22 protein-coding genes are annotated in these 23,258 nt (G+C 59.3%); 9 read left to right on the top strand and 13 right to left on the bottom strand.

Annotated features, from left to right (window positions below):
- Positions 1–36: 36 nt before the first annotated feature.
- Entirely contained in the window at positions 37–1,290 is a 1,254-nt protein-coding gene (locus tag ASQ50_RS15790) for an HDOD domain-containing protein (RefSeq protein WP_058090978.1), read from the bottom strand.
- A 151-nt stretch (positions 1,291–1,441) separates the two neighbouring features.
- Here ASQ50_RS15790 and ilvD point away from each other — a divergent pair, with 151 nt between their 5' ends.
- Positions 1,442–3,277: a dihydroxy-acid dehydratase gene (gene ilvD, locus ASQ50_RS15785; RefSeq protein ID WP_058090979.1), complete on the top strand. Its 1,836-nt coding sequence runs from the start codon at positions 1,442–1,444 to the stop codon at positions 3,275–3,277.
- A gap of 68 nt (positions 3,278–3,345) precedes the next feature.
- On the opposite strand, the gene ASQ50_RS15780 is transcribed toward ilvD, so the two are convergent.
- Together ASQ50_RS15780 and ASQ50_RS15775 are read right to left on the bottom strand one after the other, a co-directional pair.
- Entirely contained in the window at positions 3,346–3,741 is a 396-nt protein-coding gene (locus tag ASQ50_RS15780; protein WP_058090980.1) for a peptidoglycan-binding domain-containing protein, read from the bottom strand.
- Between the two features lie 95 nt (positions 3,742–3,836).
- Entirely contained in the window at positions 3,837–4,928 is a 1,092-nt protein-coding gene (locus tag ASQ50_RS15775) for an AI-2E family transporter (protein WP_058090981.1), read from the bottom strand.
- 129 nt (positions 4,929–5,057) lie between these two features.
- Between ASQ50_RS15775 and ASQ50_RS15770 the strand changes: the two genes are divergently transcribed.
- The 3 genes from ASQ50_RS15770 to ASQ50_RS15760 all read left to right on the top strand — a co-directional run bounded on the left by ASQ50_RS15770 (position 5,058) and on the right by ASQ50_RS15760 (position 6,776).
- Positions 5,058–5,408, top strand: coding sequence for a hypothetical protein (locus ASQ50_RS15770; RefSeq protein WP_058090982.1), 351 nt, complete (start codon positions 5,058–5,060; stop codon positions 5,406–5,408).
- A 97-nt stretch (positions 5,409–5,505) separates the two neighbouring features.
- A complete protein-coding gene (locus ASQ50_RS15765) occupies positions 5,506–5,754 on the top strand; it encodes a hypothetical protein (protein ID WP_058090983.1) in 249 nt (82 codons plus the stop codon).
- A gap of 122 nt (positions 5,755–5,876) precedes the next feature.
- Positions 5,877–6,776, top strand: a complete 900-nt coding sequence (locus ASQ50_RS15760; RefSeq protein ID WP_058090984.1) for a haloalkane dehalogenase — start codon at positions 5,877–5,879, stop codon at positions 6,774–6,776.
- 12 nt (positions 6,777–6,788) lie between these two features.
- Here the strand turns inward: ASQ50_RS15760 and ASQ50_RS15755 are convergent, their stop codons facing one another.
- A complete protein-coding gene (locus ASQ50_RS15755; protein WP_058090985.1) occupies positions 6,789–7,577 on the bottom strand; it encodes an acyl-CoA thioesterase in 789 nt (262 codons plus the stop codon).
- Positions 7,578–7,774: 197 nt separating this feature from the next.
- Between ASQ50_RS15755 and ASQ50_RS15750 the strand changes: the two genes are divergently transcribed.
- The gene (locus ASQ50_RS15750; RefSeq protein WP_058090986.1) at positions 7,775–9,298 is read left to right on the top strand and encodes a DEAD/DEAH box helicase; all 1,524 of its coding nucleotides are present in this window, start codon (positions 7,775–7,777) and stop codon (positions 9,296–9,298) included.
- A gap of 20 nt (positions 9,299–9,318) precedes the next feature.
- Here ASQ50_RS15750 and ASQ50_RS15745 read toward each other — a convergent pair whose 3' ends face one another.
- The 4 genes from ASQ50_RS15745 to ASQ50_RS15730 all read right to left on the bottom strand — a co-directional run bounded on the left by ASQ50_RS15745 (position 9,319) and on the right by ASQ50_RS15730 (position 12,660).
- On the bottom strand, positions 9,319–9,834 hold the full coding sequence (locus tag ASQ50_RS15745; RefSeq protein WP_058090987.1) for a dihydrofolate reductase: 516 nt from the start codon (positions 9,832–9,834) through the stop codon (positions 9,319–9,321).
- A gap of 393 nt (positions 9,835–10,227) precedes the next feature.
- Entirely contained in the window at positions 10,228–11,067 is an 840-nt protein-coding gene (locus tag ASQ50_RS15740) for a thymidylate synthase (RefSeq protein WP_058090988.1), read from the bottom strand.
- Positions 11,064–11,852, bottom strand: a complete 789-nt coding sequence (gene lgt, locus ASQ50_RS15735) for a prolipoprotein diacylglyceryl transferase (RefSeq protein WP_058090989.1) — start codon at positions 11,850–11,852, stop codon at positions 11,064–11,066. The genes ASQ50_RS15740 and lgt overlap by 4 nt, the downstream gene beginning before the upstream one ends.
- 10 nt (positions 11,853–11,862) lie before the next feature.
- Positions 11,863–12,660, bottom strand: a complete 798-nt coding sequence (locus tag ASQ50_RS15730) for a sulfite exporter TauE/SafE family protein (protein ID WP_058090990.1) — start codon at positions 12,658–12,660, stop codon at positions 11,863–11,865.
- A 99-nt stretch (positions 12,661–12,759) separates the two neighbouring features.
- On the opposite strand from ASQ50_RS15730, the gene ASQ50_RS15725 reads away from it, so the two are divergent.
- The 4 genes from ASQ50_RS15725 (at position 12,760) to dxs (ending at position 16,812) form a co-directional block, all read left to right on the top strand.
- Entirely contained in the window at positions 12,760–13,533 is a 774-nt protein-coding gene (locus ASQ50_RS15725; RefSeq protein ID WP_058090991.1) for an NRDE family protein, read from the top strand.
- Positions 13,534–13,590: 57 nt separating this feature from the next.
- Positions 13,591–13,848 (top strand): exodeoxyribonuclease VII small subunit, encoded by a 258-nt coding sequence (locus ASQ50_RS15720; RefSeq protein WP_058090992.1) that lies wholly within the window; start codon positions 13,591–13,593, stop codon positions 13,846–13,848.
- Positions 13,848–14,744 (top strand): (2E,6E)-farnesyl diphosphate synthase, encoded by an 897-nt coding sequence (gene ispA / locus ASQ50_RS15715; protein ID WP_058090993.1) that lies wholly within the window; start codon positions 13,848–13,850, stop codon positions 14,742–14,744. Before ASQ50_RS15720 ends, ispA begins: the two co-directional genes overlap by 1 nt.
- Before the next feature lie 136 nt (positions 14,745–14,880).
- Entirely contained in the window at positions 14,881–16,812 is a 1,932-nt protein-coding gene (gene dxs / locus ASQ50_RS15710) for a 1-deoxy-D-xylulose-5-phosphate synthase (RefSeq protein ID WP_058090994.1), read from the top strand.
- 56 nt (positions 16,813–16,868) lie between these two features.
- Here the strand turns inward: dxs and ribA are convergent, their stop codons facing one another.
- From ribA to secA, 5 genes are all read right to left on the bottom strand, one after another.
- Positions 16,869–17,480: a GTP cyclohydrolase II gene (ribA, locus tag ASQ50_RS15705; RefSeq protein WP_058090995.1), complete on the bottom strand. Its 612-nt coding sequence runs from the start codon at positions 17,478–17,480 to the stop codon at positions 16,869–16,871.
- A gap of 132 nt (positions 17,481–17,612) precedes the next feature.
- The gene (gene moaC / locus ASQ50_RS15700; protein ID WP_058090996.1) at positions 17,613–18,095 is read right to left on the bottom strand and encodes a cyclic pyranopterin monophosphate synthase MoaC; all 483 of its coding nucleotides are present in this window, start codon (positions 18,093–18,095) and stop codon (positions 17,613–17,615) included.
- Between the two features lie 91 nt (positions 18,096–18,186).
- Complete coding sequence (locus ASQ50_RS15695; RefSeq protein WP_058090997.1) at positions 18,187–19,167, bottom strand: Nudix family hydrolase; 981 nt, start codon at positions 19,165–19,167, stop codon at positions 18,187–18,189.
- Complete coding sequence (gene argJ / locus ASQ50_RS15690) at positions 19,148–20,365, bottom strand: bifunctional glutamate N-acetyltransferase/amino-acid acetyltransferase ArgJ (protein ID WP_058090998.1); 1,218 nt, start codon at positions 20,363–20,365, stop codon at positions 19,148–19,150. The genes ASQ50_RS15695 and argJ overlap by 20 nt, the downstream gene beginning before the upstream one ends.
- 102 nt (positions 20,366–20,467) lie before the next feature.
- Positions 20,468–23,200 (bottom strand): preprotein translocase subunit SecA, encoded by a 2,733-nt coding sequence (secA, locus tag ASQ50_RS15685; protein ID WP_058090999.1) that lies wholly within the window; start codon positions 23,198–23,200, stop codon positions 20,468–20,470.
- Between the last annotated feature and the right edge of the window lie 58 nt (positions 23,201–23,258).

Below are 23,258 nucleotides of genomic sequence, written 5' to 3'. Positions count from 1 at the left end.
ATTCACTGCAGGGCAGACTCCGTCATCAGGCAGTAGTTATCGGATGGACAGGAGCTTTTGCACCTCATCTACCCGTTCACGGGCCTCACTCAAAAGTTGCAGGCTCCGGGAGGCATTGAGATCCAGTTCCCCCAGGCGGCGCCAGGCTGGCACCTGGTCAAAAGCGGGCAAGCCGGCATTCTGACTGGATCCGATCATGGAATGCAACTGCGCCACGATCACAACGTCAACCAGCTGGGGTGCAGACTCCCGACACTCATAGCTCCAGTCTTCTGCATGGCGGGCGGACTCGATAAACGCTTTCGGAAACTGCCAGTTCTCCAGAACCGCACACCCTACATCGGCCCGCAACTCCGACATGGCGTGCTGAAGGTTCTTTTCATCGGCAAACAGGTTCACATGGTGCTCGGCCTGCACCAGGACCGGAACGATGCCAATATCGTGCAGCAAGCCCGCCAGCAGGGCCTCTTCCGGGTCAATCCGGGTGGCGTGATCCGCCAGCACCCAACACAGGGCCGCCACCTCCCGGGAATGCCGCCAAAGCTGTTCCATTTCCTTCTGCAGCGAGGCCCGACGAGTCTTGAACACCTCGCGCATGGCAAATACGGTTACCAATTGCCGGGTGGTTCGCATACCCAAACGAACCACCGCCTCCCGCACGTTCCGGACATCACTGAACCCCCGGTATAACGGACTGTTGCAGGACCGCACCAACTTTGCCGCCATGGCGGGGTCGGCTGAGACCGCCTTGGCTACATCGAGCGCGGTGGAGTCTTCACGGTCCACCACCCGGCGCACTTTCCAGGCCACATCCGGCACACTGGGCAATTTGAGCTGATTGGAACGAAGTTCGGCGTAAAACTCCATCAGCAGGTGATGCTCTTCACTTTCATCGGCGCCGCCATCCCCGGAATCCATTTCCACCTGGGCAACCGGCGCCGATCTCAGCATCTGATTCAGAACCTCCTGCTCAATGACCAGAAACTCGCAGGGCTTGACCGCAGTAACGTCGTACATCCTGGGCTGCAACCGGGCGATGGGGTTGAGTGCCTTTTCCGTTTCAGCCTCAATCACCGTTTTACGGCCGTCCACAGACTCGAGCTCTACCTTTCCGGATATCAGGAAAAAGTCCAGGCCGTCGCGAACGCCCCGTTCCATCACCCGTTGGCCGGGCCCATGGGTCCGGCGTTCAGCCCGGCTGGCCAACAACACCAATTGATCGTCCGTCAACCGCCCCAATGGCTGGAAATCCTTGAGACGACGCAGCTGCAGGCTTTCCTGGCCACCCATAGACAGACTCCCTCGAAATTCTGGTCAAAATATCCCGTTACTTGTTACGTATTGTAAACACGCACTGACAAAACAGCCATGCGACCAGCGTTTAATCTGGTATCCTTTGTGCTCAAGTACAACCAGATAACCAGGGAGACAGCAGCACACCATGCCCCAGTACCGTTCTCATACATCAACCGCTGGCCGCAACATGGCCGGCGCCCGGGCGCTCTGGCGCGCCACCGGCATGAAAAATGAAGACTTTGGCAAACCCATCATCGCCGTTGCCAACTCCTTCACCCAGTTTGTGCCTGGCCACGTTCACTTGAAAGACCTCGGACAACTGGTCTGCCGTGAGATCGAATCGGCTGGCGGCGTTGCCAAAGAGTTCAACACCATAGCGGTGGATGATGGCATCGCCATGGGCCATGACGGCATGCTTTACTCCCTGCCCTCCCGGGAAATTATTGCCGATTCTGTCGAGTACATGGTTAACGCCCACTGTGCCGACGCGCTGGTTTGCATTTCCAACTGCGACAAGATCACCCCAGGCATGTTGATGGCCGCCATGCGCCTGAACATTCCGACAATCTTCGTCTCCGGTGGCCCAATGGAGGCCGGCAAAACCAAGTTGTCCGAGCACAAACTGGACCTGGTGGACGCCATGGTGATCGCAGCCGACCCGACTGCCACCGATGAAATGGTCGAAGAATACGAGCGTAGCGCCTGTCCTACCTGCGGTTCCTGCTCCGGCATGTTCACTGCCAACTCCATGAACTGCCTCACCGAAGCCATTGGCCTGGCGCTGCCCGGTAACGGTTCCATGCTGGCCACCCACGCCGACCGTGAACAGCTGTTCCTGAACGCCGGTCGTCAAATTGTGGAGAATACCAAGCGCTATTACGAGCAGAACGATGCCAGCGTGCTGCCACGCAGCATTGCGTCGTTCTCCGCGTTCGAGAATGCGATGGTCATGGACATTGCCATGGGCGGCTCCACCAACACGATTCTGCACCTGCTGGCGGCGGCCCAGGAAGGCGGTGTTGAGTTTACGCTGGCCGAAATTGACCAACTGTCGCGGAAAGTACCCCAGCTGTGCAAGGTGGCTCCCAACTCCCCGAAATACCATATGGAAGATGTACACCGGGCCGGCGGCATCATGGGCATCATGGGTGAACTGGAACGTGGCGGGCTGATCAACGTCGATTTGCCAACGGTACACAGTAAAACCATGAGAGATGCCCTGGAAGTATGGGACATCATGCGTTCTCCCACCGCTGAGGTGGTTGAGTTCTACAAGGCCGGCCCGGCGGGCATTCCCACCCAGACCGCCTTCAGCCAGAGCACCCGCTGGCCCAGCCTGGACGGCGACCGTGAGAACGGCTGCATCCGGTCCGTTGAAAACGCCTACTCTTCCGAGGGTGGCCTGGCGGTTCTGTTCGGCAACATTGCCCAGGACGGCTGCGTGGTAAAAACAGCGGGCGTGGATGAGAGCATCTACGTGTTCGAGGGTAAAGCCAGGGTCTTTGAAAGCCAGGATGCGGCAGTTGCCGGCATTCTGAGTGACGAAGTGAAGCCAGGCGAAGTCGTGATTATCCGTTACGAGGGCCCCCGTGGTGGCCCAGGCATGCAGGAAATGCTGTACCCCACCAGTTACCTGAAATCCAAGGGCCTCGGCAAGGAATGCGCCCTGCTGACGGACGGCCGCTTCTCAGGTGGTACTTCCGGATTATCCATCGGGCACGCGTCACCAGAAGCCGCCGCCGGCGGTGCCATCGGCCTGATCGAGAATGGTGACACTATCCTGATCAATATCCCGGAGCGCAGCATCAATCTGCAGGTCAGCAACGAAGAACTGGACAAACGTCGCAAAGACCGTGACGCCAGAGGCTGGAAGCCCGAACTCGCCCGCGACCGCAAAGTCTCTGCAGCACTCAAGGCCTACGCGCTGCTGGCGACCAGTGCCGACAAAGGTGCTGTGCGGGACCTCTCCAAACTGGACTGAACTCCCACGCTCCAACAAAAAGCCCGCCTGGGGAATATCTGGCGGGCTTTTTTGTGGCTACCGACCCGTCACCAGAGCGACCAGCCGCTGTCCTCTTCCTCCTCGGGCTCCGGCTCGGTTGCGGCAGCGGCGCTCTCCTCCGCCGACGGCGCAGCTCCGGCCTGGCCGGCCGCGCTGGCCACCGGCTGTGCAGCAGCCATACCCAAAGCGCGCTCGGTTGCCTCGTCCAGCAAGCCTGTGACCGCAAGCCCCTGGTCGCGCTGAAATTTTTCCAGCTCCGCTCGGGTATTGGAGTCCAGCTCCGGATTGACGTTTTCTATCTCGTAGCCGGCACCGTACAAGGCGTGCTTGAGCGCGACTACGTCGTTGGCATAGGCCGTGGACGTTAATCCGATGAGGGCGATGGTTCCGGCGACTATGGCCGCCTTTTTTGCTCGATGACTGAATGGATTCGTCGTTGACACAGATCTGCTCCTGATACCTCAGGGATATCGGTCTATTTATTATTATGTGGCGCCCATCTCCACAAGCCCGGGCGACACCAAGACCCTAACACAGATCAATCCCCCTCTGCAGAACCTGTCGCACGCTTCGGCACATTCTCAGAACTTTCGTTGCCAAACTCACGGATAAAAATGCCCCAGAATGCCATGAACAGTGCCGCCACCAGTGGGCCCATCACAAACCCGTTAATACCGAACATGACAAGCCCCCCCAGGGTCGATAATAAAACCAGGTAGTCCGGCATTTTGGTGTCTCGCCCCACCAGGATTGGCCGCAACAGGTTATCGGCGAGGCCAATTACCACCATACCGTAGACCGTCAGAATGACCGCTGGCACCACGTCACCGATGGCAGCCAGGTAGACCGCTGCCGGAATCCACACAATGGCAGCGCCAACGGCCGGTAGCAGGGAGAAAATGGCCATCACCACCCCCCACAGGATCGCACCGGAGATCCCCAGAATCCAGAAAATCACGCCACCCAGGGCACCCTGAATGATGGCAATCAGCAAATTGCCCTTGACCGTTGCCCGGGTAACCTCGGCAAACTTGGCAAACAGCAGGCGCTCTCGTTCATCACCCAGGGGCAACGCCTTGATCAGCAGCTCGACCAGTTTCTGGCCATCCCGAATCAGGAAAAACGCCAGATACACCATGAGCGCCAGGCCGAGGAAAAACTGGAAAGTGTTCTGGCCGATGCCCAGCGCCTGCTTGGCAAGGAACTGGCTGCCCCCAACAAACACACTGACCACGCGATCCCGCAATTCACCGAAACTGATATCGAACTGGCCCAGAAATGCCTGAATGGCCGGGAACGACCGGTTGACCTGGTCAATGTATTCACCAGGACGGATCTCACCGCTCTGGATCTTCTGGTACAGCCCCATGCCTTCGGTGATCAGGGCCGCTCCCAGCCCAAGCACCGGAATCACCACTATGATGATGCAAACCAGCAGGGTAATCATGGCATTGATGTTAGGCCTGTCGCCCATACGGCGGGTCAGCCACTGATTGACCGGGTAAAAAATCAGGGCAATGGCGATCGCCCAGAATATTGGCCCGAAAAATGGCTTCATCAACAACGCGAAGGCGATGGAAACGCCCACCAGCATCGCCAGAAAAGTCCGTGTCTCAAGTTTTGTGTACATAATCCCCATACCCTGAAGCGAGCGGTGCCCATAAACGTTTCACGAAAAAACAGACTAACACGATAGCGTGGCCACTATAGCCACCTTCACGATATAGTATCAGGTTATCGATCAGCCAATTAACAGGTCATGTTGTTGGATTCAGACGCTTTTACCGTTGAAACAGCCCTTGAGGCCGCAACAGAACTCCAGAAGGTTCTGGCTTCGCGTATGCACCGTCGCAAGGTGATGGGGCAGGAGGTTCTGGTGCCTGGTCAACTGGGTGAAGCCCTACATCTTCCGCGCACCATCAACCGCTTGCAGAGCAAACAGCAGAGGCAACGGGATAGAGGGCTGGAAGACTTCCAGGAACTGTGGCCAACACTGTCCGAGTATACCCGGCACCGGGTTATGGACAAACTCGGATGGTACGACCCCAAGGACCTGGACTGGGAGGACAAACGCTCAAACCGTCGCCCCGTGGTCGATCCTGACGCCTGATACGTATAACTGCTGAACCCGAACCAACGCAGGATCACTGTGGCGACTTTGAACTGTCACATTTTGCCCTTATGTTCTATGGATCAGGAGGATTATTATGACAAATACGACCCATTACACCGCCATCCTGGCTGAAGGCAGTGCCGTGCCGACACTGTTGTGCGGCCATTGCCGTTCCATTCTTTCCAGAGCCAGGATTTTCAGGAACCAGGGCGACGGCCATCAGGACATCCATTGCCATACCATCGGGCTGTGCTCGGCCGACGACTGTGGCGCCGTCAACTGCTGCGACGATGCCTTGGCCCGGATTGACAACCCCGAACGCCTGTTTGATATCGCGTCCTGATTCAAACCGGCAACGCACTGTTACGCAACTCAAACACACAAAATTTCCATCTGATTTATCCTGATTTCCGACGATTGCCGTAAAGACAATCACGCAACCAATCAGTCAGGACAGTCGATGGCATGCGTATTCTGAGAACCGACGAAGCCCGCTTCGCAGGCCTTCCGGATTATCCCTTCCAAGCAAATTATCTGGACGTTGAGCCAGACCTGCGCATGCACTTCGTCGATCATGGTCCGACCAATGCCACACCGGTCGTCATGCTCCATGGGGAACCATCCTGGTCGTATCTTTACCGACACATGATTCCCATGGTCGCAGAGGCGGGATATCGGGTTTTGGCACCGGATCTCATCGGTTTCGGAAAATCAGACAAACCGGCCAGCGTGACGGACTACAGCTACAGCAGCCATATGAACTGGCTGACCCGCTGGCTGGAAGACCTGAACCTCACCAACATCACCCTGGTCTGTCAGAATTGGGGATCACTGCTTGGCCTGCGATTGGCGGCTGAACACCACAGACGTTTCAACCGGATCATTGTCGGTAACGGCATGCTGCCTACCGGAGACTCGCCGGTGCCTGCGGTGTTCCGTGCGTGGAAAGCGTTTGCCAGCCACAGCCCCTGGTTTCCCGTGGCCCGCATCATACAGCTGGGTACCGAAAGGGCTCTGAGCCCGGGTGAGATGGCGGCCTACGAGGCACCCTTTCCGAGCGCGGAATTCAAGGCGGGCGCCCGCGCGTTTCCGGGCCTGGTTCCGGTTTCACCGGATGATCCAGCCAGCGCCGCCAACCGCGAGGCCTGGCGGATCCTGGAGAAATGGCGCAAGCCCTTCATCACCTGTTTCAGCAATGGCGATCCGATCACCCGGGGAGGCGATCGTCACATGCAAAGACGCATTCCCGGGGCACTTGGACAGCCCCACATTACCCTGCGCGGTGGCCATTTCCTGCAGGAGGACTCCCCCAGGGAGTTTGCCCGGGTCATACTGGACGCCCTGAAAGCTGAAATGGCGGCCTGAGCCCCCACCCATTCAACCAAAAACGGTCACCGTCTGGCGGCTCAGCGCCACCAGTTCGCCGCTCTCAGTCCAGATACCGGCATGGGTATGGCCGTAACCGGCGCCTGCCTGATCAATCGTGGCCCTGTAGAGCAGCCACTCTCCCGGCTTCATGGTCGGCCGCGGATGCACAATCTCCAGCGCCCAGCTCAGGGAACTGGCCGGTGCGGGCCCCTTCAAATGCGGTAATAATGCTGGTGGCCAGGCATCCACCAACGCCACAATGTGCGCGTCGGTCAGGGCCGAGGGCGTCTCCCGGAACTGCATCCAGCCCCCCATCTCACGACCACCCTTGCCGGAAAACGGCATGTTGCCGAACGACCAGCGCATGTCGATATGCTGGGTAAATTCCGGGGTAACTCCGGGAATGTATGGCAACTCCTGGCATTGGTCTACCGGAACAGCCTCCGGGGCGGGCGATGGCGCCACCTGAACTGATGACTCCCGATCACCACCAAAACTCGCCAGGCACGCCAGCCTGGTCTCACCGTTTTGCAGAATTCGCCCCTGTACCTGAGAGACCGCCTTGCCCTCACGCAACAACTCTGCCTCAAACACCGCAGGCACATCCGGTTCCACCGGCTCGACAAAAGACACCTGCATCGCCCGCATGGCCCTGCCAGGGGCAACTTTCGACGCCATCACGTCGAATGCCAGCGCGGCTACCAGCCCACCGAAGGTGGCCCGTCCCTGCCCCCAACTGGCCGGGATCACAACGTCCCGGCCCTCGCCCACCGAATTCAGAAGCTCATCGAACGTCATACTCTTCCATTCCTGTTAATTAGCCTGCAAACCACCAAGACTGCCGCAGTTTACCGAAGCTGGCAAGCTGCTTCCCCGGCAACTACCTACCCTATTACCGGCAATAGTCATGTTAAAGACTGTCCAAACCGACTATAATGTTTCAAAATCATGCATTGCCTTTGTAATGCGATACCCTCCGAATACCGAGTACATTCATGTCAGAATTGTCTTTTGCCGAACTGGGGCTGGATCCAGCAGTACTGGAAGCCGTCTCCGCAGTTGGCTATGAAACTCCGTCGCCCATCCAGGCGCAATCCATTCCAGCCTTGCTGGCCGGCAACCACCTACTGGGTGTTGCCCAGACCGGTACTGGCAAAACGGCCGCGTTTGCACTGCCGCTGCTGAGCCGTATTGATGCCAGCGTTGCAGAGCCCCAGATTCTGGTGCTTGCCCCTACCCGGGAGCTGGCCATTCAGGTGGCCGAGGCGTTCACCACCTACGCCAGCAAGTTTAAACACTTCCACGTTCTGCCGATTTACGGTGGCCAGGATTTTGCGCCACAGATTCGCGGCCTGAAGCGTGGCGCCCAGGTCATCGTGGGTACGCCAGGCCGGATGCTGGACCACCTGCGCAAAGGTACCCTGAAGCTGGGCAGTCTGAAGGCACTGGTGCTGGATGAAGCAGACGAAATGCTGCGCATGGGCTTTATTGACGACGTAGAGGCAATTCTGGCGAAGACTCCGGACACCTGTCAGCGCGCCCTGTTCTCGGCCACCATGCCGCCGCAGATCAAAAAGGTTGCCCAAACCTATCTGAAGAACGCCACGGAAGTACGCATCGAAAGCGAAACCCGCACCGTTGAGCGTATCGCCCAGTTCGTTCTGCCAGTCTACGCGGAGCGCAAGCTGGACGCCCTGACCCGCATCCTGGAAGTGGAGCCGTTCGACGCCTCTATTATCTTCGTGCGCACCAAGGCCGAGACCACTCTGCTGGCGGAAAAACTGTCAGCCCGAGGCCATGCGGTTGCGCCCCTGAGCGGTGACCTCAACCAGCGCCAGCGTGAACAGACCGTAGAAGACCTCAAGCGCGGCAAGAAAGACATCATCATCGCCACCGATGTTGCTGCCCGTGGTCTGGACGTACCCCGGATTACCCACGTGATCAACTACGACGTGCCCTACGACACCGAGGCGTACATCCACCGGGTTGGTCGTACAGGCCGTGCGGGCCGTACCGGTAAGGCAATTCTGTTAGTCACACCGCGCGAGCGCAGTTGGCTGCGCACCCTGGAGCGGGCCACCAACTCGCCGATGGAACCGTACCAGCTGCCGTCACCGGCTGCGCTGCAGAAAATGCGGGTAGAGCAGTTTGAAGAGCAACTGCTGGGCTTCACCAACGATCCCCGATCTGCCAAGGCCATTGCCCTGCTGGACGACATTGCCGAGCGCAATGACATGGACATGGCCGCCGTTGCTGGCGCCCTGGCTTGCTTGCTTGAAGCCTCCCAGCCGGATTCACTGCCGCTGGAGCAGCCCGAAGCCCTGCCGGAAGTGTCCGCAGCGCCCCGTCGCGACCGCAAAGGCCCACCTCCGGGCAAAGGCGGTTTCCGCAAGGGTGGACCCGGCAAGAAATTCAGCAAAGATGGCAAGCCCGGCTTCCGCAAGGGACCGCCCAAGGGCAAGCCTGCTGGCAAAGGCGGCAAGCCCTCTGCCAATGGCCCCAAGCGCGCCCCGCGCTAAGGGCCAGAACCGCTAGCCGGTCAGGCTGACCGGCTACGCTGGTAGACGACAAAGCTGTAGTCGTAAGGATTGTTGTCAGACGCGGAGAAATCTTCGCGTCCGATTTCTTCCCAGTCATCCCAGTTCACTTCCGGAAAGTAAGCGTCGCCATCTACCTCGGCGTGTACCTGTGTGATGTACATCCGGTCAACCATGGGCAGCGCCTCGGCGTAGATCTGGCCACCGCCGATAATCATTACCTCATCACCACCCTCCAGCTCCGCCTGGGCCTGAGCCTTGACCAACGCCTCATCCAATGATGCCGCCGCAACCGTGCCGGCGGGCGCCTGCCATTCCGGGTTTCTGGAAATCACCACATTCATCCGCCCCGGCAGTGGTCTTCCGATAGAATCCCAGGTTTTCCGCCCCATGATGATGGGCTTACCCATCGTGGCCTGCTTGAAATAACGCAGATCGCCAGGCAGATACCAGGGGAGCTTGTTGTCCCGCCCAATGACGCGATTCCGGGACATCGCAACAATCAGTGCCTTTCTCATATTTGGTCCTCATAACCTGGAGTTCTGGGCCTTTGGCTTGAGCCTTGGGGGGCGGCAAGAGGGCGGGGATGCCTCTCCAAAAAACGCCTCAAGGCATCCCTGCGCGGCTTGGGCTCCGCCATCCATGGCTCCGCACATTTTTGGAGAGGCATCCCCGCCCCCTTGCGGCTTAACCATTCAGGCAGGCCGGACTGTTTAAAACCTTACTGCGCATACGGGATCTTCGATCACCATTGTTCGAAAGCAGGGCAGTGGGTGGGGCTTTCCGAAAATGTGCGGAGCCATGGATGGCGGAGCCAAGCGTACACGGACGTATTCACAGCGTTTTTCGGAAAGCCCCACCCGCTGACCTGCCTCCCCCCAGCCAATCGGTCCGCGCTCCGCAACTCGAAGTCAGATCGCTATCGGGGCCTTAATCACCGGGTAAGGGTCATAACCTTCGAATTCGAAATCTTCCAGCTCGTAATCAAAAATCGATTCCGGCTTGCGCTTGATCACCAGCTTCGGCAACGCACGGGGCTCGCGCTTTAGCTGCTCGAACACGATATCGTCGGTCAGGTGATTACTGTACAAGTGACAGTCCCCAAACGTGTGCACAAACTCACCAACGTCCAGATCACACTGCTGGGCAATCATGTGGGTCAACAAAGCATAAGACGCAATGTTGAAAGGCACCCCCAAAAACAGATCCGCACTGCGCTGGTAAAGCTGGCAAGACAGCTTGCCGTCCGCCACATAGAACTGGAACAGACAATGGCAGGGAGCGAGCGCCATGCGCCCTTCCCGCACATTATCCTGAGGACTGACTGACTCGTCCGGCAGTTCCGCCGGGTTCCAGGCGGAGACAATCAGGCGCCGGGAGTTTGGCTTGGTTCGGATTTGCTCGATAACCTCGCTGATCTGATCGATCACCCGACCGTCGTGGCACTGCCAGCTGCGCCACTGCTTGCCGTAAATCGGCCCCAGGTCGCCATTATCGAGTGCCCATTCATTCCAGATGCTGACCTTTCGTTCCGCCAGCCAGTTGTTGTCAGTGGAGCCTTTCAGGAACCACAACAATTCGTAGATGATGCTTCGCAGGTGGACTTTCTTGGTGGTCACCAGGGGGAAGCCGTCCTGCAAGTTGAAGCGCATTTGCCGGCCGAACACGGAGCGGGTGCCAACCCCGGTGCGGTCACCCTTGTCGAATCCGTTGTCGACAACGTCTTGCATCAGGTCGAGGTAAGCTTTCATGCAGCGTTTCTCCGGTAAGCAATAACAATCAGGGCAGCGCCGGCAATAACCATGGGCAACGATAGCACCTGCCCCATGGTCAGCCAGTCGAAGGCCAGGTAACCCAGTTGCGGGTCAGGTTGGCGGAAGAATTCGGTAAAGAATCGGAAGCTGCCATAGCAGGCCAGAAACAGGCCAGAGACGGCCATTTTCGGGCGCGGCCGGGAGGAGAACCACCACAGGATGGCGAACAGTACCACGCCTTCCAGGGCAAACTGGTAGAGCTGGGAGGGGTGCCTGGCCAGGCTGTCTGGAGCGGTGCGGAACACCATGCCCCAGGACACATCCGTCGGTTTGCCCCAGAGCTCCCCATTGATGAAGTTGCCGATGCGGCCCGCGCCCAGGCCCACCGGCACCAGCGGCGCCACAAAATCGGCGATGCTCCAGAACCCGGCCGACGTTTTACGCCCGAACCACCACATCGCCAGCATAACGCCCAGCAGGCCGCCATGGAACGACATTCCCCCTTCCCACACCCGCAACAACCATAACGGGTCGGCCAGGAAGGCATCGAAGTTATAAAACACCACATACCCGAAACGGCCACCGAGAATAACCCCCAGGGCCATGTAAAACAGCAGGTCACCTACTTGCTCTTCATTCAGGGGCGACCAGGGTTTGCGGCTACGCAGGCGGCCAAGCCACCAGCCAGCGGCGAAGCCAACCAGGTAGGTCAGGCCATACCAGTGGATTTTCAGGGGGCCGATGGCGATGGCCACCGGGTCAATCTGCGGGTGTTGCAACATGAATACGCTCTCAACTCAGCAGGAATCGGAGGCCGACGAGGATCAGCACAACGGCAAATATCTTCTTCAACAGGCGGCCATCCAGCTTGTGTGCCAGCTTTGCACCGAAACGGGCAAAAAAGACACTGGTGGCAACAATACCGACCAACGCCGGCAAATAGATAAACCCAATACTGAAATCGGGCAGCTGCGGGTTCTGCCAGCCGGTCCAGATGTTGCCAGCAGCACCAGCCAAGGCAATCGGCAAGCCACAGGCCGCGGACGTGGCGACAGCCTGTTGCATGCGCACGTTACACCAGGTGAGGTAAGGCACGGAGAGTGTGCCACCACCAATTCCGAAGATGGCAGATGCCCAGCCCACAAACCCACCGGCCACCCCGAGCCCGGCGTTACCAGGCACATCCCGACCGGGCTTAGGGTTTGCTTCCAGCAGCATTTTCACCGCGACCAGAATCGCAAAGGCGCCAATGATGGTTTTCAGCATCGGGCCACTCAGCAGCGATGCCGTCCACGCCCCGGCCAACGCCCCGACGATGATTCCGACCGTCATGGGCCGCACCAGTTCCCACCGGACAGCCCCATGGATATGGTGGGTGCGGATGGAACTGATGGACGTAAAGACAATCGTGGCCAGAGAAGTACCAATAGCGAGGTGAGCGGCGATCTCGGCACTGAACCCCTGGAAGCCAAAAGTGAAAATCAGCACCGGAACGATCACCAGGCCACCGCCGATTCCGAACAGGCCTGCCATGGTGCCTGCCAGTGCACCTAGTGCCAGATACAGAATGAATATACCGATCAGGGTCATGTTTGTTTGCTTAATCCCGGGAATAAATCAGGCTGGTATGATACGCATTGTTGCCAAACGCTGCAGCCTCCCAATTCAATTAAAGGATTGCCATCGACCATGTGCCTCATTGCTTTCGCCATCGGACAAAGCCCGGAATTTCCCCTGGTGGTGGCAGCCAACCGGGACGAGTTCTTCCGGCGCCCCACCGCCGCCATGGACTGGTGGCAGGATAACAGCGGCCAGCAGATTCTGGCCGGACAGGACCTGGAATCCGGCGGCACCTGGTTGGCGGTCAATACCGACGGCACGGTAACAGCCGTTACCAATGTGCGGGAAGGAAGCCCCGAGGCTGGCCGCCAAAGCCGTGGCGAACTGCCCTTACACGCACTGAGACTCTCAACCGGTGAACTGCAATCCTCACTGGATGCAGAGCCCGGGCGCTATGCGGGGTTCAACCTGGTGAAGCTGACCGGTCTTGGAGGCTGGTATTACAGCAATCGGGACGCCCACCCGGGCCGGCAGGTATTCCGGGGCGTTTATGGCCTGAGCAACCACCTGCTGCAGACCCCCTGGCCAAAACTGCTGAGGCTACGCAAGGCCGTTGGCCATTGCGTGGAACAAGCGCGCCAAGACCCGGCGCCGCTGCACAAACAGCTACTGTCACTCTTGCAGGACACCACGCCAGCGCCCGACCGGAGCCTTCCGGATACCGGCGTTGGCATGGAAACCGAGCGATTTCTGTCTTCACCATTCATCGTCGGCGACCACTACGGAACCCGAGCAACCACGGTTGTTACCGTGTCCCGACAGGGCCAGGTGTCAGTCACCGAGCAATCCTGGGGACCGAATGCTGTCACTCTGGAAAAACGCCAATTCGCCTGGCAGCGATAGCTCAGGGACTCTGATATAATCCGCGCAATTTCCGAAACACCTGACCGGAGGTCGCCCATGGCCGGTGAGAATAACAGCAGCACATCCATTGCCGACTTTGAAAAATCCCTGGACGAACTTGAACGATTGGTTCGCGATCTTGAGCAGGGAGAGCTTTCGCTGGAGCAGTCACTGGCAGCCTTCGAACGGGGCGTAAAGCTCACCCGAGAATGCCAGACCGCCCTGAAAACCGCCGAACAGCGTGTTGAACAGCTGGTTCAGAACAGCGATGGCTCCCTGGAGACCCGTCCCTTTTCAGCGGATGATGCCAACTGATGAGTGAGCGCCTGTCCCTGGCTCTGGAATTTCTGGAGCAATCCCGCCAGCAGATTGACCAGGCACTGGAACGCTCTATTCGCGATGGCGCCGCCTCACCCAGGCTGGATGAGGCCATGCGCTACAGCGTTCTGGGCGGTGGCAAGCGCATTCGCCCGGCATTGTGCCTGGCCGCGGCCCGCGCCATCGGCGCCGATCCATTAGCGGCGCTGGCCCCCGCCTGTGCGCTGGAACTGGTGCACGCCTATTCCCTGGTGCACGACGACCTGCCCGCCATGGATGACGACGACCTTCGGCGTGGCCGACCAACCGTTCACATCGCGTTTGATGAGGCCAGCGCCATACTGGCCGGCGATGCGCTGCAAACACTGGCCTTTGCACTTCTGGCGGAGGCCCCGGAGCTGTCCGACCAACAACGCATCGCAATGATTCGGGAACTGGCGACCGCCAGCGGACATCAGGGCATGGTTGGCGGCCAGGCCATTGATCTGGAATCGGTTGGCCGCCAACTGACCATAGAACAGCTTGAGTCCATGCATCGCCACAAAACCGGCGCCCTGATCGAAGCCAGTGTTCGCCTTGGCGCGCTGGCATCCGGTTCGGTCACAGACCAACAACTGGCCGCCCTGTCTGATTTTGCCAGCGCCCTGGGCCTGGCGTTTCAGGTGCAGGATGACCTGCTGGATATTGAAGGCGATACCGAAGTCATCGGAAAGCGACAGGGCTCGGACGCCGCCAGGGAGAAACCCACCTATCCGGCCCTGCTGGGTGTTTCCGGCGCCAGGGGACACCTGGAGAAGCTGCTGGATCAGGCCCAGAGTGCCCTGGACAGTTTCGGCGACGAAGCCGAGGTGCTAAGGGCCATGGCCGATTATGTGGTGGCCAGAAGCCACTGAACCGCGCTGACAAACAAGAATCGGCCGGTATGACGACACCGTTTTGTAACATCTGGCCCGGGAAGTGTGAAACACACCTCCCTGTTCCCTTATAATGCCAGTCATAGAACCCATATTCCGATAAAGACCCGAGCTGATGCAGGACACATACATTTTCAGGGAAATCCCGTCGCAGCGGCCCAACACGCCCATTCTTGACCGGATTGACGTGCCCGCCCAGCTGCGCACCCTGCCCGAGGAAGATCTTCCACAACTGGCCAGAGAACTCCGGGCTTTCCTGCTCTGGTCTGTCGGCCAGACCGGCGGGCACTTTGGTGCCGGCCTCGGCGTTCTGGAACTGACCGTCGCCCTGCACTATGTCTTCAATACGCCTGAAGATCGACTGGTCTGGGATGTTGGCCACCAGGCCTACCCCCACAAGATCCTGACTGGTCGCCGGGAACAGATGGGCAGCATCCGCCGCAAGGATGGCCTGGCCGGGTTCCCGAAACGCGCGGAAAGTGAATACGACACCTTTGGCGTTGGCCACTCCAGCACATCCATCAGCGCCGCACTGGGCATGGCCATTGCAGCCCGCATGCAGAATACCGGGCGCAAGAGCATTGCCGTAATCGGCGACGGCGCAATGACCGCCGGGATGGCCTTCGAAGCCCTGAACCACGCCGGCCATCTGCATGCCGACATGCTCGTAATCCTGAACGATAATGACATGTCGATCTCCCGCAACGTGGGCGGGTTGTCCAACTATTTTGCCAAGCTGCTGGCCAGCCGAACCTACAACCAGGTTCGGGACAGCAGCAAGAAAGTGCTGAAAAGCACCCCACACCTGATGGCGCTGGCGAAGAAAACCGAAGAACACTTCAAGGGCATGATTGCCCCGGGCACGCTGTTCGAGGAACTGGGCTTCAACTACATCGGCCCCATTGATGGCCACGACCTGCCATTGCTGGTTGAAACCCTGGAGAACATCCGGGAGCTGGACGGCCCGCAGTTCCTGCATGTGGTCACCACCAAAGGCAAGGGCTTTGCGCCCGCAGAGGCGGACCCCATTGGCTATCACGCCATCAACAAGATTGAACCCGTGCCACCGAGCAAACCGGAGCCGGTCAAACCGAAGCAGGCCAAACCAAAATACGCCAACGTCTTCGGACAGTGGCTGTGCGATGCCGCCGAGCAGGATGAGCGCGTGGTCGGCATTACACCCGCCATGTGTGAAGGCTCAGACCTGCTGGCGTTTTCCGAACGCTACCCGGACCGCTACTTTGACGTCGCCATCGCCGAACAACACGCGGTCACCCTGGCCGCCGGACTGGCCTGTGACGGTGCCAAACCCGTCGTGGCCATCTATTCCACATTTCTGCAACGGGGCTATGACCAACTGATTCACGACGTTGCCATCCAGGATCTGGACGTGCTGTTTGCCATCGACCGGGCGGGGCTGGTGGGCGAAGACGGCCCGACCCATGCCGGCGCGTTCGACATCAGCTATCTCCGCTGCATCCCGAAAATGGTGGTGATGACCCCCTCAGATGAAAACGAAACCCGCCAGCTCCTGCACACCGGTCTTCAGTACCATGGCCCAGCTGCCGTGCGCTACCCCCGGGGCACCGGCCCCGGTGCCGAAATCCAGCAGGCGCTGACGGCTCTGCCCCTCGGCAAGGGTCGCGTTGTTCGCGAGGGCGCTCGGGTGGCCATACTTAACTTTGGCACCCTGTTGGGCTCAGCCCTGGAAGCGGCCGACAGCCTGAATGCGACAGTGGCGGATATGCGTTTCGTTAAACCACTGGATGAGAGCCTGGTACTGGAACTGGCCGAACAACATGACCTGCTGGTAACGCTGGAAGAAAACGTGGTGGCCGGCGGTGCCGGTAGCGCAGTGACCGAATGCCTGAATAAACGGGAAGTGATGCTGCCTGTGCTGCAGCTGGGCTTGCCTGACCGCTTCGTCGACCATGGCAAGCACGGGGAATTGCTCAAGGAATGCGGGCTGGACCCGGAAGGTATCCGTAGCGCCATCGCCAGTCGGATTGACCGCCTCGGTAACGCCGCCCTGACCGCCATCAAGTGATCACTGCTGGCTGATAGCGCAGCCGTGCTATCAGCCGACTCTGCCAACCGGCTCAATCAGGCCGGGTCGTCATCCTGATGAGTCTCGAGCCAGTGGCCGAGCTTGCTTTGCTTGGTATTGAGATAGTGTTCGTTGTGCGGGTTGCGACCCACGTGCAGGGGAACCCGCTCCGAAATCTGAATTCCGTAAGACTCCAGCGCCTTGACCTTCCTGGGGTTGTTGGTCATCAGCTTCAGGCTTCGGATCCCCAGGTGCTCGAGCATGTCCTTGCACATGCTGTAGTCCCGCAAATCCGCACCAAAACCCAGCCGCTCGTTGGCCTCTACGGTATCTGCGCCCTGATCCTGCAACCGGTAGGCGCGAATCTTGTTCAGCAACCCGATGCCACGGCCTTCCTGGCGCAGATACATCAGAATGCCACGGCCTTCGCGGGCAATGCTGCGCAATGCTTCTTCCAGCTGATACCCACAATCACAGCGCATGCTGTACAGGGCGTCGCCAGTCAGGCACTCGGAATGGGTACGTGCCAGCAGCGGCTCATCGCTATCAATATCGCCCAGCGTTAGTGCCACATGCTCCTTTCCGGTGTCCGGCTCCTCAAAGCCGTGCATGTCGAACACACCGAAGGGGGTGGGCAAACGGCAGGTCTCAATGTAACGAACAGCCACTGTATTTCCTCGTGGTTCTGACAAATTGGGCGGGCATTCTATCATGCGGCTGCTTGCCTGGCGTAGTGTTGGCACGTTTACTCTCCGAATACAGTGTGGTCGGAAAGAGTACGGCCAAGGCCAGAGAGCAGATCATTGTTCCGGCGCGCGCCAGTGTCCCGAGCGACCACCCTTCTTTTCCAGCAGCCGCACACCATCCACCACCATCGCCTTATCAACGGCTTTGCACATGTCGTACAGGGTCAACGCGGCAACACTGGCAGCCGTGAGCGCCTCCATCTCGACACCAGTCTGCCCCGACAGCTTGCAACGGGTAAGGATATGCACCGAGGCGCCATCCGCCCCCGGAGACAACTCCACTTTCACCGATGTCAGATTCAGGGCATGGCACAGGGGAATCAGGTCATGGGTCTTCTTGGCCGCCATGATGCCGGCAATACGGGCGGTAGCCAGCACGTCGCCCTTGGGATGCTCACCATCAATGATCATTCGCAGGGTTTCCGGCGCCATGCGGATGGTTGCTTCCGCCCGGGCCTCCCGCTCGGTGACGGCCTTGCTCGTCACATCCACCATTCGGGCTTCGCCCTTATCATCCAGATGGGTCAACTTGCTCACGCTGCACTCCCCGGTCGTTGTTGATCTGTCACTGTTTAACCACTGTCGCACAGGCTGATGCTGGCGGAAATCCGTAATCGCCGCCAGTGGCTCACCACCAGAAACCGATGCCGGCAATGCCCTGGCCGCCCCGCTCACGACACAGTGTTTCATGACCTGGCGCCAGCCCCCCCAGCCCGTAGACTGGAAGCCTGGCATTGGCCACCAGGAATTCGAACTGCTCCCAGCCCATTCCGGGTTGCCCCGGATGGGTGGACGTTTCCAACACCGGGCCCAGCGTCGCGTAATCCGCACCCAGGGCCGCTGCATGGTGCAGCTGCCCCCGGTCATGGCACGACACACCCAGCCATCGATCGGCCGGCACAGGGCGCCTTGAGAGCGCCTGAGCCTCACGCCAGGGCAGGTGCAGGCCGGCAGCTTTCGGAAATGCACCCAGCAAACGCGGATGGCCATGCAAAACCAGTCCGACGCCGGCACCGGAACAGATCGGCAAAGCCTCTGCCGCCAGTTTCAGGTAATCGTTATCCGGTAATTGAGGCGCCCGAAGCACAACCAGCTGCCCCGCCATCCCGCCAATCGACCGTTCCAGCCGGCTGATACCGTCCTGCCAGGATGCCATGGGGCCAACAATAGCCAGGCGCTGCGGTAAATTGAGTGCCCTGATGATCGGGCGGTTGGCGGCAGGGAAATCCGCATCGGCGAGCTCGCACGGGCGCAGCCAACTGATCGGCTGTCCTTCCCGGCCCTCTGGCTGCCCCTCGGCCCCCGAGGTTTTCCAGACATCCAGGAACACCTGTTTGTCACCGTAGTCGTGGCGGATACCGATCACCGGCTCCAGGCTGGCCGGGGGTACCTGCAGGCCGGTTTCCTCGGCAATCTCCCGAACCAGGGCCTGCTGTACGGTTTCCCCCGGCTCCACCTTGCCACCCGGGAACTCCAGCAGTCCGCCCTGATGCACGTGATCCGGACGGCGGGCAATCAGAACCCGGCCGTCACGGATAATGACGGCGACGGCAACGTGGACCGGCTTCTTCCCCGCCAGGGTCTCAGGCTCAGGTACGGTATTCGGCATTGATGGTCACATAGTCGTGGGAGAAGTCACAGGTCCACACGGTTTCCTGGACACTACCGCGCTTGAGGTCGATGGCAATGGTGATTTCTTCCTGGCTCATTACCCGCTGCCCCCGGTCCTCGGAGTAATCCTCGGCACGGCCACCGTTGCGCACCAGGCAGACATCCCCCAGATAGACTTCCAAAGAGCCCAGGTCCAGGTCCGGCACGCCCGCGCGCCCCACCGCCGCCAGAATCCGGCCCCAATTCGGGTCCGAGGCAAACAGCGCGGTCTTCACCAGCGGCGAGTGCGCGACGGTATAGGCCACATCCAGCGCCTCCTGCTGGCTGGCAGCACCGCTGACGTCGATGGTGACAAACTTGGTGGCACCCTCACCGTCCCGGACAATGGCATGGGCCAGGTCCAGGTATACCTGGCGAAGGGCTTCTCTCAACGCCGGCAGGTGCGGGCTGTCTGCGGTAATTTCCGGCCCGTCGTACTGGCCACTGGCCATCAACATGCAGGCATCGTTGGTGGAGGTGTCGCCATCAATGGTAATCCGGTTGAACGACTTCTCGCCCAGTTCCGACGCCAATGACTGCAGCACGTCGGGTGCAATGCGGGCGTCGGTGGCGATAAACCCGAGCATGGTGGCCATGTTTGGCCGGATCATGCCCGCGCCCTTGCTGATGCCGGAAATGGTCACCGCATGGCCACCCAGGTCCACCCGCACAGACGCCCCCTTGGGCCGGGTGTCGGTGGTCATGATGCCACTGGCGGCTTCCGCCCAGCGGTCTTCCCGGGTATTGGCCAGGGCTTCCGGCAGCGCCTTGATAATCTTGTCGACCGGCAGGGGCTCACCGATCACACCGGTTGAGAACGGCAACACCGCGTCAGAGCTGACGCTCGCTTCGGCGGCCAGCGCCTCACAACAACGCAGGGCGTCGGCCACACCCCGCTCTCCGGTACCGGCGTTGGCATTGCCGGTGTTGATCAGCAGGTAGCGGGGTGCGCCCTGGGCCAAGTGTTTCCGGCTGAGTACCACAGGAGCCGCGCAGAACTGATTACGGGTAAATATGCCCGCTACCCTTGCCTCCGGCACCAACTCGAACACCACTATGTCTTTACGCCCGGGCTTTTTGATACCCGCGCTCGCAATCCCCACCTTGATACCCGCCACCGGGTAAAACTCGGGTAAGGTTCCGGGACCTACCGCCATGCCTGCCTCCTGAATTTATCCGAAACTGTAAACGACAAAACCCGCATACCGCCCATACACTGGCCGATTGCGGGTTCTGGTGCCGGGGTTGCTGCTCAGGTTTTAGCTGACCTTACCGCAACACTGCTTGTACTTCTTGCCAGACCCGCAGGGACACGGCTCGTTTCGCCCTACCTTGCGCTCCTGGCGAACAAAGGTCTCCGGGGTGCCCTGGGCCTGGTTGCCCTGGCCAGCATCTTCACCCTGGGTCGCGCTGGTCTGATCGTGCCGCAACTTGGCCCGGGCCATTTCCCGCTCCAGCTCTTCCTTGCGGCGGCGCTCGATCTCTTCCATCTCTTCGCGACTCTGAACCCGGACATGGCACAACACACGGATGACGTCACGCTTCATGGTGTCCAGCATGGTCTCAAACAGGTTGAAGGCTTCGCGCTTGTATTCCTGTTTCGGGTTCTTCTGAGCGTAACCGCGCAGGTGGATACCGCGGCGCAGGTGGTCCATGTTCGACAAATGCTCCTTCCACAGGGTGTCGAGCACCTGCAAGAACACCTGTTTCTCGAACTTGCGCATGGGTTCTGCGCCAGCAATCTCTTCTTTCGCCTTATATTCGGTGACGATGGCGTCAAGAATCTTCTGGCGCAGGTTTTCCTCATACAGTTTGCTGTCTTCGTCCAGCCACTGTTGAATCGGCAGATCAATCGCCATTTCAGATTGCAGCTGCGCTTCCAGCCCGGCCACATCCCACTGTTCCGGCATGCTCTGGGGCGGAATAAACTCGCTGACCATCGCGTCAACCACATCGCTGCGAATGGTGTCGATCATCTCGGAGATGTCGTCAGACGCCATCACCTCGTTTCGCTGGTCGTAAATCACCGTGCGCTGATCGTTGGCTACGTCATCGTATTCCAGCAGGGTTTTACGCATGTCGAAGTTACGACCTTCCACCTTGCGCTGGGATTTCTCGATGGCGTTGGTGACCATACGGTGCTCGATGGCCTCACCCTTTTTCATACCCATGGCCTGCATCAGGTTCTTCACCCGTTCAGGCGCAAAGATCCGCATCAGGTTATCTTCCAGCGACAGGAAGAAACGGGAAGAACCCGGATCGCCCTGACGGCCGGCACGGCCCCGTAACTGGTTGTCGATCCGCCGGGATTCGTGACGCTCGGTACCGATAATATGCAGACCACCGGCATCCAGCACCTGATTGTGGCGTTCGGTCCACTCCGCCTTCATGCGGGCGACTTCTTCCTCGGACGGATTATCCAGGGCGGCCACTTCGTATTCCCAGTTACCGCCCAACACAATGTCTGTACCACGACCGGCCATGTTGGTTGCAATCGTCACTGCGCCGGGGCGGCCCGCCTGGGCAATGATCAGTGCCTCAGAGTCATGCTGCTTGGCGTTGAGGATCTTGTGCTCGATGCGGGCCTTCTTGAGCAGCATGGACAGCAGCTCGGAGGCCTCGATGGATGCGGTACCCACCAGGATAGGCCGGCCTTCACCAGTGACATCCTTGATCTCATCAATGATGGCGTGGAACTTTTCTTCCTGGGTCAGGTACACCAGGTCGTTATAGTCAATCCGCTGAATGGGTTTGTTGGGCGGAATCACCACCACGTCCAGACCGTAGATCTGGCGGAATTCGAAGGCTTCGGTATCGGCCGTACCGGTCATGCCGGCCAACTTGTCGTACAGACGGAAATAGTTCTGGAAGGTGGTCGATGCCAGGGTCTGACTTTCGGCCTGGATCTTCAGGCCTTCTTTCGCCTCGATGGCCTGGTGCAGGCCTTCGCTCCAGCGGCGGCCCGGCATGGTCCGGCCTGTGTGTTCATCAACGATCACCACCTGACCGCCCTGAACGATGTAGTCGACATCCTTCTGGAACAGGTGATGAGCCCGCAGGGCTGAATGAACGTGGTGCAGCAGGCTCAGGTTGGCTGCCGAGTACAGGCTTTCACCCTCTTGCAGCAGGCCTCGCTCCAGAAGCAATTCCTCAACCTTCTCATGACCGGCCTCGGTGAGTTCCACCTGGCGTGACTTTTCGTCGATGGTAAAGTCGCCGGAGCTTTCTCCGGATTCACTGACCTCGCCTTTTTCAAGGCCCGGAATCAGCGTATTGATGGCCTGATAGAGCTTCGAGGAATCTTCTGCAGCACCGGAAATAATCAGCGGGGTACGGGCTTCGTCGATCAGGATGGAATCCACCTCATCCACGATGGCAAAGTTGAGACCGCGCTGAACCTTGTCATCAATACTGAAGGCCATGTTATCGCGCAGGTAGTCAAAGCCGAATTCGTTGTTGGTACCGTAGGTGATATCTGCCTGGTAGGCGGCGCGCTTCTCTTCCGGCGGCTGCCCAGCAACGACCACGCCAATGGTCAGGCCAAGGAAGCGATACAGCTTGCCCATCCACTCGGCATCACGGCTTGCCAGGTAATCGTTGACGGTGACAACATGAACGCCCTTGCCGGGCAATGCGTTGAGATAAACCGCTGCGGTGGCCACCAGGGTTTTACCCTCACCGGTCTTCATCTCGGCAATGCGGCCTTCGTGCAGGGTCATACCACCAATCAGCTGTACGTCGTAATGACGCATCCCCATCACACGGCGGCTGGCCTCGCGAACGGTGGCAAAGGCTTCGGGCAACAGGGCATCCAGGGCTTCACCCTCATCAAGACGCCGGCGGAATTCAGCGGTCTTGCCCTGCAACTCGGTATCCGACAACCCGCCCAGCGCCTCTTCAAGTTGATTGATGCGCGTAACGGTTTTGCGCATCCGCTTGATTTCTCTGGCGTTTTTACTGCCGAACATCTTCGTTGCAAGCTTTGTGAACATAGACCACTGCTTCTTCAGTTAAACGGAGGAAGCCGGCATTCTAACCTTATTTGGCGAC

Source organism: Marinobacter sp. LQ44 (genome assembly GCF_001447155.2).
Classification (GTDB): domain Bacteria; phylum Pseudomonadota; class Gammaproteobacteria; order Pseudomonadales; family Oleiphilaceae; genus Marinobacter.
Note: the sequence above shows the minus strand (reverse complement) of the source record. Positions and strands in the feature narration are given on the sequence as shown.

Bases quoted from the DNA above. Each gene is read 5' to 3' on its own strand.
- ASQ50_RS15790 (WP_058090978.1), bottom strand. From the start codon at position 1,290: ATGGGTGGCCAGGAAAGCCTGCAGCTGCGTCGTCTCAAGGATTTCCAG.
- ilvD (WP_058090979.1), top strand. From the start codon at position 1,442: ATGCCCCAGTACCGTTCTCATACATCAACCGCTGGCCGCAACATGGCC.
- ASQ50_RS15775 (WP_058090981.1), bottom strand. From the start codon at position 4,928: ATGTACACAAAACTTGAGACACGGACTTTTCTGGCGATGCTGGTGGGC.
- ASQ50_RS15770 (WP_058090982.1), top strand. From the start codon at position 5,058: ATGTTGTTGGATTCAGACGCTTTTACCGTTGAAACAGCCCTTGAGGCC.
- ASQ50_RS15765 (WP_058090983.1), top strand. From the start codon at position 5,506: ATGACAAATACGACCCATTACACCGCCATCCTGGCTGAAGGCAGTGCC.
- ASQ50_RS15760 (WP_058090984.1), top strand. From the start codon at position 5,877: ATGCGTATTCTGAGAACCGACGAAGCCCGCTTCGCAGGCCTTCCGGAT.
- ASQ50_RS15755 (WP_058090985.1), bottom strand. From the start codon at position 7,577: ATGACGTTCGATGAGCTTCTGAATTCGGTGGGCGAGGGCCGGGACGTT.
- ASQ50_RS15750 (WP_058090986.1), top strand. From the start codon at position 7,775: ATGTCAGAATTGTCTTTTGCCGAACTGGGGCTGGATCCAGCAGTACTG.
- ASQ50_RS15745 (WP_058090987.1), bottom strand. From the start codon at position 9,834: ATGAGAAAGGCACTGATTGTTGCGATGTCCCGGAATCGCGTCATTGGG.
- ASQ50_RS15740 (WP_058090988.1), bottom strand. From the start codon at position 11,067: ATGAAAGCTTACCTCGACCTGATGCAAGACGTTGTCGACAACGGATTC.
- lgt (WP_058090989.1), bottom strand. From the start codon at position 11,852: ATGTTGCAACACCCGCAGATTGACCCGGTGGCCATCGCCATCGGCCCC.
- ASQ50_RS15730 (WP_058090990.1), bottom strand. From the start codon at position 12,660: ATGACCCTGATCGGTATATTCATTCTGTATCTGGCACTAGGTGCACTG.
- ASQ50_RS15725 (WP_058090991.1), top strand. From the start codon at position 12,760: ATGTGCCTCATTGCTTTCGCCATCGGACAAAGCCCGGAATTTCCCCTG.
- ASQ50_RS15720 (WP_058090992.1), top strand. From the start codon at position 13,591: ATGGCCGGTGAGAATAACAGCAGCACATCCATTGCCGACTTTGAAAAA.
- ispA (WP_058090993.1), top strand. From the start codon at position 13,848: ATGAGTGAGCGCCTGTCCCTGGCTCTGGAATTTCTGGAGCAATCCCGC.
- dxs (WP_058090994.1), top strand. From the start codon at position 14,881: ATGCAGGACACATACATTTTCAGGGAAATCCCGTCGCAGCGGCCCAAC.
- ASQ50_RS15695 (WP_058090997.1), bottom strand. From the start codon at position 19,167: ATGCCGAATACCGTACCTGAGCCTGAGACCCTGGCGGGGAAGAAGCCG.
- argJ (WP_058090998.1), bottom strand. From the start codon at position 20,365: ATGGCGGTAGGTCCCGGAACCTTACCCGAGTTTTACCCGGTGGCGGGT.
- secA (WP_058090999.1), bottom strand. From the start codon at position 23,200: ATGTTCACAAAGCTTGCAACGAAGATGTTCGGCAGTAAAAACGCCAGA.